The following is a 7,401-nucleotide window of genomic DNA, read 5'->3' on the forward strand; positions in this document are numbered from 1 at the left end:
ACTGCCTCCGGCAGATACCCATGCTGCTACAGAAGCTGTGGTACCGGCAGCGTCAGCTCACCACAGGACTGACATGCGGCCAGACCTCGACAACGCCGCGATAGACCATATCGATCGCGACGTAGAGAATGATCAGCAAGCCGACATAGGCGATCCAGCGGTGGCGATGCAGCAGCTTGGCAATGAAGCTCGCGGCCAAGCCCATCAAGGCGATCGACAGCACCAGGCCTATGACAAGCACGGGAAAATGATCGCGCGCCGCACCGGCGACCGCCAGCACATTGTCCAGCGACATCGAAACATCGGCGACGACGATCTGCAGGGCCGCCTGGCCGAGCGTCTTGCGCGGCGCCTTGCCCCCCACCGTTCTGTCGCTGTTGAGGTCGGAATCGGACAGCGCCTCGGTCGCCTCGAACTCGTCGGCATGCGACGTCCGCAGCTCGCGCCACATCTTCCAGCACACCCACAACAAAAGGATGCCGCCGGCCAGCAGCAGGCCGACAATGGCAAGAAGCTTGACGGTGACGGCGGCAAACAGGATGCGCAGCACAGTCGCCGCCAACACGCCGATCAGGATGGCTTTCTTGCGCTGCTCGACCGGCAGGCCGGCGGCGGCAAGGCCGATGACGATGGCATTGTCGCCGGCAAGCACCAGATCGATGGCGATGACCTGGAGGAGGGCCGTCATGCTTGCAGCGCTGAAAATGTCCATCGACCGGAGCCCCTTGCTGTATCGGCGTGTTCGTCGTCGGATATGCCGACGCCCTAACGTGTATGGTTCCCGCGCGTCAAGAGACTGCCGGCGCAATTCCAGGAAAAGTGCGTAGCGGCTTTCCGTCCGGAATTATGCAAAAACAAAGAGTTAGAGTGGGTCAGCTGCTCTATAAAAAGCTGAACCGCTCCAACGGCCGACGCTGAAAGCCACGGGAATAGGGAAGGCCGTTCTGCCAGAGAGAATTCTGGTCGCAGCGAATTCAGTCGTAGAGATTGTACTTCGCCCAGTCGGCTTCCGGAATCTCGTCGCCGATGCGGTAACGGAACTGCAGGACCTCCATATGGTCCGGCGCCGTCTCGCATTTGAACTTCAGCCGGTACCACTGCCCCTTGCTGCGGAACGCAGCACCCGGGCTGCGGATTGCATCGGCCTTCATTTCCGGCGTAGCGAAGGCGTAGGCGACGACGCGGTCTGCCTTGTACTTGTGGTCGTCATGGCTGATGCGGTCGAGCACTTCGGCGTCGCATCTCTGCTCCAGCCGGGTCTCCGGGTCGAGTTTCAGCAGGCCGGCGCGCAGGGCGGCGTCCATCGCGTGGGCGGGTAAAGCCAGCGTCACCGAGGCCAGCGCCGCAAGGAATAGTTTTTTCATGGGCGGGAGAACGACCATAACTCGCGTGAAAAATCAACCGGAGTGCCATTTTGGGGCAGCCGGATATGCCTGGAATCGCCGTTAGCCGGGCAGGCGCAGCCGCTTTGATACGTCGCCGGCGCCATTCTTATTTGTCCGGGCTGCCATGCACCGATTGCCTGTTTCGCCGTCTTTGCGCTTCTCGCGATCGCGGCACCCACCGCCACGGCCGCAAGGCGATATAGACAGCGAGGAAGGCTCTTTGTGCAAGGCCGGCCTCGCTGTGCCAGACCTCCCTTATCCCCGCCGCCCGCAAGGCCCTTCGTTGGGTGCTGTTGCGGTCCCAGCGCCGGCTGATGCTGCCCGCCCGGTAGTATTTGTGGCAGAGCACTTGCGGCACGCGGACAAAGCCGCCGAGCAGCGACAGATGCAGAAGCCAGGTCCAGTCGGCGCTGAATTCGCCTTGGCTGTTGGGCTTGATCCCGCCGCTACGGTGGAACGCCCAGGCCCTGAATATCCCACGATTGGGAACCCACCATCCATGCGGCTGGCGCGCCATCGCCCGGCCACGCGCAAAACCGTCCTGCAAGCCCTTCAGCAGGTCGAACTTCCACGTGGCACTTTCGCCGCTTACTTCGATCACTTCGACATCGCTGAACGACAGTACGGCCTCGGGATTGGCATCGAGCGCCCGCACCAACGCCTCGATATAGGTTGGATCGATGACGTCGTCATGGAAGGCAAAGAACATCAATTCGCCGCTGGCATTGGCCATCAGATCGTTGGAATTCTTCAGCCATCCCAGGTTTTTGTCCCGGCGCAGGATACGGACATCGTCGCGGCCGCTGGCGAAGGCTGAAACGATCTCGAATGTCGCGTCGGTCGAATTGTCCTCGCCGACCAGGATCTCGATATTGTCCCAGGTCTGCGCGGCGAGGCTGTCCAGCGTACGCGAAATGAATGCCGCCGAATTGTAGCATGGCACCAGCGCCGTGACCTTCGGCCGCCAGCCGGATCGAAGCTGGACTTGTTTCTGCGCTACCTGCTTCGCGCCGCCCTGTTCTGTCTCACCCATTCACTCGATCCCGCAGATTTGCCGCGCCAGCCTGTCGGCAAGCCACGGCGCCGTCGAATATTTACCTGTGTCGACCGAGATGTAGTTGCCCAGGCGGTTGACCCCGAATTGGTCGCGGCGATGGATCGTGGCTTTCGGGTCGCTGAGCGAACCACGCCCTTGCGCAAACACGAAGCCGCCGCGTACCTCAAGCTCCTCGGCATCGTCGAACATGCTGGAAACACTGGGCACCAACCGGGCGAGCGTGGCGCGAACGTCGCCGATGAACCGCTGTCGTGCGTCGGCATCGAGCGCTTGCGGCGTTTCGATCGACAATTCGCCACTCTCCGCAAGCAACCCGCTCGGGTACCAGGAGAGATAGAAGTTGCGCCCGTCATAGTTTTTTATGTCGCCGAACGGGCCAAGGGCGACGACCGCGCACGGCACATCGACAGGCTGGCTGGTGCGGCCGAACAGGCAAAGCCGGTAGCGGTGCGACCATCCGGGAACCGGCTCGATGCCGGCCGTGCGGTCGACAGCCAGCCGCCCCTCCCATAGGCAATTGACGACGATGTCGAACGCCTCGCTTTTCTCGCCTGCGACCGCCACGCGCCATTTCCCGTCAATTGCATCCACCGGCTGTGCCGACAGGACTTCCGCCGCCATTCGCAAGCTGATGTTGGGTTCACTCCGAAGCACGGCGCAAAGCCGGTCGGCAACCCATCGCGTGTTGACGGATCGCTCCGGCACCTGGAAGCCGCCGACGATCTGGTCCGAGTTGGTGACATCGGCCAATTCAGTTTTGGAAAGCCGATTCGATCGCGCCGCCGATACGTCGGCAAGGTAGCTGGTGGCGTCAGCGTGGCTGCGCACCAATACATCCACACTTTCAAAGATCGCCCCCAGCGCCTCGACAGCGACGATCGAGTTGCGATGGACCAGATAAAGATCTTCCGAAAAGGTCGTGTGCGCTTCCAGATTGCTTCCGATCAACTCGGAAACAAGCCTGCCGAAACGCAGTCCTCCCGAAAGCAGATGCCGGGCGGTCAGCAACGAGGGATCGTTCCCGTAGAGATAGCCGAGATGAATCTTGCCCTCGTTCCAACGGCTGGCGCAGGCCATCGGCTCGATCTCCTTGTCGAAGAGGGACACCGCGTAGCCTCTGCGGGCCATCATGAGAGCGAGGCTGGCGCCCATGATGCCGGCGCCGAGAATAGCCATTCTGCCGCGAGGCGCTGTCATGTCCTGGCGCGCATCGCGGCCTCTCCTTTCGCGATGAGTGTCATCAGGGGTTCGATACGTAGTTTTCAGGGTCGTATTCGGTATCGCAGAAAACCAGCAAAGCCGGGTTCTCGCCTTCATAGGTCTGCAGCGCCCACACCGCGGCATCGACCAGCACCGCGCGGTTCGATGCGGTGAGCGTCAGCCGTTCGACCTGTTCCTGGTAGCGAAATTCGATGCCGATCTCGCCCGACAGCTGCATCATCAATTGCCGGCCCGAGCCGTGTGCATGTCCGCCCCGCGACGTGCCGCGCGGCGCGGTGACGATGAACGCCCGCACGGCTTGGAAATTGTAACCGCCGAACTCGATAGCGGTCAGCATTCCCCTGGGATCGCTATGTAACGAAGTGGGGATCTCGGTGACCTTGCCGCCAAAGAACGTTCGATGCTGCATAACGTAAGCCCGCCAGATGCCGGTCGAAATTTTACCTCAGACTAGCGCTTATATCAAAAGACAGCGAATACAACCACTTAGGCGGTGTTTGGGAACACTGCAGCGGATCGATGTCGAGCTCGGCCTCAGGCCGATAGGTGCCGACTACCGAAGGTCGCCGCGCCGTCACGACTTCTGAGTCGCGGCCGAAACCACGGCTTAAGACCTTGGTCTGAGCGGTCTAGGACCTTTGAGTTCGGAAGGCCGGCCAGTTCCAAGGAGGGTGATCTACTTCAGCAATTTCAAAGAGTTATGCTGGTTGGCGTTTCGCCGGCCGGCCGCTTCGTTCTCGCAATGAAAACACATCTATATCTAAGTTTACCCTTTGTGTTAGCGATTCCTCATGTTGCCCGCTATAGCGGTTAGTGGCGGTGGCAATCTCGGAGGTAGTTATGACATCCCGAAAGACCCTTTTTGCTGCATTTGCGGTGTTCTCGCTTCTGGTGTCGCCGGCCCTGGCTGCTGCTGGTGGCAACGGCCATGGTAACGGCCATGGCAATGGTAACGGCAATGGCAATAGCGGAGGAAACGGTAATGCTGGCGGCAATGGCGGAGGCGGCGGTTCGGTCGGCAAGTCGGCATCCGCCAAGGGCGAGGCCCCTAAGGGCCAGGTCGCCAAGGCCGCTACCCCTTCTGTGTCCAAGGAAAAGAATATCCATGCCAAGCTCGGCCGGTTGAACTCGCTGCAGCGCAACGCCAACGCCTTTATGCACTCCAAGAGCAAGAACTTCGCTGGCGTGCAGGCTTTTGTGACACAGTCGGCAATAGCCAAGAACGCTCAATCGGCGCTCGATGCTGCTAATCAGGCGGTTACCGACGCCAAAGCGGCGCTCGACGCGCTGAATGCGAAAGCGGCTGACCCGAATACCCTGCCCGAAGATGTCCCGACGCAGGCCGACCTCGATGCAGCACAGGCAGCGCTCGATGACGCCACCCAGGATGCGGCCGCTGCTCAGACCGCCGCCACAGCTGCCGCTGCCAACGTCCCATCGATCGATGCAGCCCTTGCCCAAATGGCCAACAAGCCCGTTGACCCTGAGGTGACAGATTGGGCCAATAGCGTACTTGCCGACAAGATCGACCAAGTAGCCGCCAAGCTGGCGCCGGCCGCGCCTTAAGGCCCTATGCGGCGGCAGCGATCCAATCGACGATAAGCCGTCGGGTCCGCCCGGCGGCTGCACCTTTCTCGCCTATCTGCAGCGTTGGTCCCAATGCAGGTCCGAGATTCTGGTCATGGCTATTTTGCGAAATCTCCAGCCGGGCCGCCGTCCTCAAGGCTGAATTCATGCGTGCTTCGCGCATCTTCATCGACCACACGAAACCAATGCTCCTGAAGCGCTCTAGGCGACACCCTTTGGCCCGTGACCTTCTCTACCGCAGATAACGGATCATCGGCGCTCGTGGCCTGAGTTGAGACACACTCCTCTCCATGCCACTCTTCCACCTGGTACTCTGGCATGCCGGCCTACCTACCGCTCCCCAGAGCCTTCGCTTCCCGCTCCAGCGTCTCGCGTCGGTTGCCGTGCTTCGCGATCAATTCCTTGACCTGCTGCGGGGTGATGCCGGCCTTGGTGGCGAAATACTCGACTTCATAATCCTCATCGGCAGAGACGCGGTCCCAATCGCGGAAGTCCGTCTTCGTTTTGTCGTCGGCCATTTGCTTTGCTCCTGGTTGAATGATCAACCGCAACGTGCAGCCGCAGCCTTTTGTTGCAGCGGAGCTCGGATTTCCGAAACGGTCACATGGGAAAACGGCCCTCAGTCGCAGGAGGTGCTGGTGTTGCTGTAACTTTGAACGGAACGGTTCTTCTCCTTGACGGTTGTGACGTGAAGGAGATGCCTCATGTTTGAAAGTGTGATGTGGTTGATCGTCGTTGCTGGTGGGCCACTGTTGCTGGCCCTATTGATGGCATACGGTCTTATGACCCGACGCCACCGTGGTCCTGCAGAACGCATGGAAAGCGACCGAGCGACCAAACGGCTCTATCGCCAGGACGAACGTTGATCCTGAGGCTGGCGCAACGTTTGCGCTCACGCTGGCCCGCTGCCTCGCGGTGGCAGGCTTCTTCGTTTTAGGAAGTTAGGAATAACTTAGGAAAGATTTGGCCCTCTTTGAAAATACAGAGGCAATTCAGCACGGTAGCCAAATATCTGGCGGAGGGAGTGGGATTCGAACCCACGGTGGGCTTGCACCCACGCCGGTTTTCAAGACCGGTGCCTTAAACCGCTCGGCCATCCCTCCAACGTGACTTTTCAATCATCTAGGAACATCAACCGACCCAGTGAACGACAGTTGGTATCGAATGATACCTGTCCTTCCGGACCAGCTTGCGGTTCATTTCTCTAGAGCGTTGCCCATCGCCAAGTCAACCATCGGCGCTGCCATGGATAATAGGGGGTGGCGTTCGTTACCCGAACGGAGCTGCGAACCCGTTTTCGAAGGAGCCGGGATCTAATTACGATCCTTGCTGCCGACCTGCACAAGTTGCAGAAGACCCAGCACGACAAGTGCGAGCAAGGTAGCCAAAGCCGCGATCTGCCAGAACCCGAGCCCAACCGCCAGGCCTATGGCGCCTGCCAGCCACATGCCCGCCCCAGTGGTAAGCCCTTGAACCTCGCCCTTGGAGAAGAAGATCAAGCCGGCGGCCAGAAATGCCACGCCGGCAGTCGTGGCTTCGATCAAGCGGATAGGATCAATGGCGATTTCCTGACCGTCGAAGACGTGAAGGTGAGTAATCTCGATCGTGAGGATGGCAATTAGAGCCGTCGCAACACAGACGAGGATGTGTGTCCTCAATCCGGCCGGCCGGTTGCGCCATTCGCGTTCGATGCCAACGATGGAGCCAAGGACGGCCGCGAGCAAAAGCCTGGCTGAAATTACGGAAAAAGGCAGCCACGTCTGTTGCCCAAAACGTTCAATGAATTCATCCATGAGGCGCAGAACGTATCTCGGGTCGGTCGGTTCCAGGCAGCCGCGCTTCGTGCCATAGATTCACATTCAGACTCCAAGGGCCTGGGCTAGGTCTCGAAGGTTGTGTGCGTCAAGTTCTGCAAAATGGGGCAGCCATGATGCTGGTCATGCGGCTTGGCGCAGAGCGAGCTTCTTGTGCTCGCGCAGGTCGTCCATGTTGATGTATCGGTTGGCCTCCATCCAGTTTTCATTGGTCTCGACGGCCAAGGCCCTGACCAGGCGCAGGCAGCTTTCGGTATTGGGGAAGATGCGCACGACATAGGTGCGCCGGCGGATTTCCTCGTTGAGCCGCTCCAGCATGTTGGTGGATTTGAGATGC

10 protein-coding genes and 1 tRNA gene are annotated in these 7,401 nt (G+C 60.0%); 2 read left to right on the plus strand and 9 right to left on the minus strand.

Features of this window, described 5'->3' with window-relative positions; all coding sequences use genetic code 11:
* Positions 1-52: 52 nt before the first annotated feature.
* The 5 genes from NKJ76_RS21725 to NKJ76_RS21745 form a co-directional block, all read right to left on the minus strand.
* Complete coding sequence (locus NKJ76_RS21725) at positions 53-712, minus strand: TerC family protein (protein ID WP_023668959.1); 660 nt, start codon at positions 710-712, stop codon at positions 53-55.
* Between the two features lie 262 nt (positions 713-974).
* Positions 975-1,382: a DUF930 domain-containing protein gene (locus NKJ76_RS21730; RefSeq protein ID WP_032894508.1), complete on the minus strand. Its 408-nt coding sequence runs from the start codon at positions 1,380-1,382 to the stop codon at positions 975-977.
* A 109-nt stretch (positions 1,383-1,491) separates the two neighbouring features.
* The gene (locus tag NKJ76_RS21735) at positions 1,492-2,418 is read right to left on the minus strand and encodes a glycosyltransferase family 2 protein (protein ID WP_352538325.1); all 927 of its coding nucleotides are present in this window, start codon (positions 2,416-2,418) and stop codon (positions 1,492-1,494) included.
* On the minus strand, positions 2,419-3,639 hold the full coding sequence (locus NKJ76_RS21740) for an FAD-dependent oxidoreductase (RefSeq protein WP_352538326.1): 1,221 nt from the start codon (positions 3,637-3,639) through the stop codon (positions 2,419-2,421).
* A 43-nt stretch (positions 3,640-3,682) separates the two neighbouring features.
* Positions 3,683-4,072, minus strand: coding sequence for a sugar 3,4-ketoisomerase (locus tag NKJ76_RS21745; protein WP_352538327.1), 390 nt, complete (start codon positions 4,070-4,072; stop codon positions 3,683-3,685).
* 431 nt (positions 4,073-4,503) lie between these two features.
* Here NKJ76_RS21745 and NKJ76_RS21750 point away from each other — a divergent pair, with 431 nt between their 5' ends.
* Positions 4,504-5,229 carry a hypothetical protein gene (locus NKJ76_RS21750; RefSeq protein ID WP_352538328.1) on the plus strand — a complete coding sequence of 242 codons (726 nt, stop codon included), beginning with the start codon at positions 4,504-4,506 and terminating at the stop codon, positions 5,227-5,229.
* A 347-nt stretch (positions 5,230-5,576) separates the two neighbouring features.
* On the opposite strand, the gene NKJ76_RS21755 is transcribed toward NKJ76_RS21750, so the two are convergent.
* Positions 5,577-5,768 (minus strand): DUF3606 domain-containing protein, encoded by a 192-nt coding sequence (locus NKJ76_RS21755; RefSeq protein WP_023706817.1) that lies wholly within the window; start codon positions 5,766-5,768, stop codon positions 5,577-5,579.
* Positions 5,769-5,954: 186 nt separating this feature from the next.
* Between NKJ76_RS21755 and NKJ76_RS21760 the strand changes: the two genes are divergently transcribed.
* Entirely contained in the window at positions 5,955-6,116 is a 162-nt protein-coding gene (locus tag NKJ76_RS21760) for a hypothetical protein (protein ID WP_352538329.1), read from the plus strand.
* Positions 6,117-6,263: 147 nt separating this feature from the next.
* Here NKJ76_RS21760 and NKJ76_RS21765 read toward each other — a convergent pair.
* The 3 genes from NKJ76_RS21765 to NKJ76_RS21775 all read right to left on the minus strand — a co-directional run.
* Positions 6,264-6,353: transfer RNA gene (locus NKJ76_RS21765), tRNA-Ser, on the minus strand.
* A 210-nt stretch (positions 6,354-6,563) separates the two neighbouring features.
* The gene (locus NKJ76_RS21770; protein ID WP_027050850.1) at positions 6,564-7,043 is read right to left on the minus strand and encodes an MgtC/SapB family protein; all 480 of its coding nucleotides are present in this window, start codon (positions 7,041-7,043) and stop codon (positions 6,564-6,566) included.
* A gap of 144 nt (positions 7,044-7,187) precedes the next feature.
* Positions 7,188-7,401 (minus strand): transposase (locus NKJ76_RS21775; protein ID WP_352538330.1); only part of this gene is annotated, 214 nt, incomplete at its 5' end.

Origin of the sequence: Mesorhizobium sp. M0029 (genome assembly GCF_040323735.1) — a bacterium.
Classification (GTDB): domain Bacteria; phylum Pseudomonadota; class Alphaproteobacteria; order Rhizobiales; family Rhizobiaceae; genus Mesorhizobium.

Bases quoted from the DNA above. Each gene is read 5' to 3' on its own strand.
- NKJ76_RS21725 (WP_023668959.1), bottom strand. From the start codon at position 712: ATGGACATTTTCAGCGCTGCAAGCATGACGGCCCTCCTCCAGGTCATC.
- NKJ76_RS21730 (WP_032894508.1), bottom strand. From the start codon at position 1,382: ATGGTCGTTCTCCCGCCCATGAAAAAACTATTCCTTGCGGCGCTGGCC.
- NKJ76_RS21735 (WP_352538325.1), bottom strand. From the start codon at position 2,418: ATGGGTGAGACAGAACAGGGCGGCGCGAAGCAGGTAGCGCAGAAACAA.
- NKJ76_RS21740 (WP_352538326.1), bottom strand. From the start codon at position 3,639: ATGACAGCGCCTCGCGGCAGAATGGCTATTCTCGGCGCCGGCATCATG.
- NKJ76_RS21745 (WP_352538327.1), bottom strand. From the start codon at position 4,072: ATGCAGCATCGAACGTTCTTTGGCGGCAAGGTCACCGAGATCCCCACT.
- NKJ76_RS21750 (WP_352538328.1), top strand. From the start codon at position 4,504: ATGACATCCCGAAAGACCCTTTTTGCTGCATTTGCGGTGTTCTCGCTT.
- NKJ76_RS21755 (WP_023706817.1), bottom strand. From the start codon at position 5,768: ATGGCCGACGACAAAACGAAGACGGACTTCCGCGATTGGGACCGCGTC.
- NKJ76_RS21760 (WP_352538329.1), top strand. From the start codon at position 5,955: ATGTTTGAAAGTGTGATGTGGTTGATCGTCGTTGCTGGTGGGCCACTG.
- NKJ76_RS21770 (WP_027050850.1), bottom strand. From the start codon at position 7,043: ATGGATGAATTCATTGAACGTTTTGGGCAACAGACGTGGCTGCCTTTT.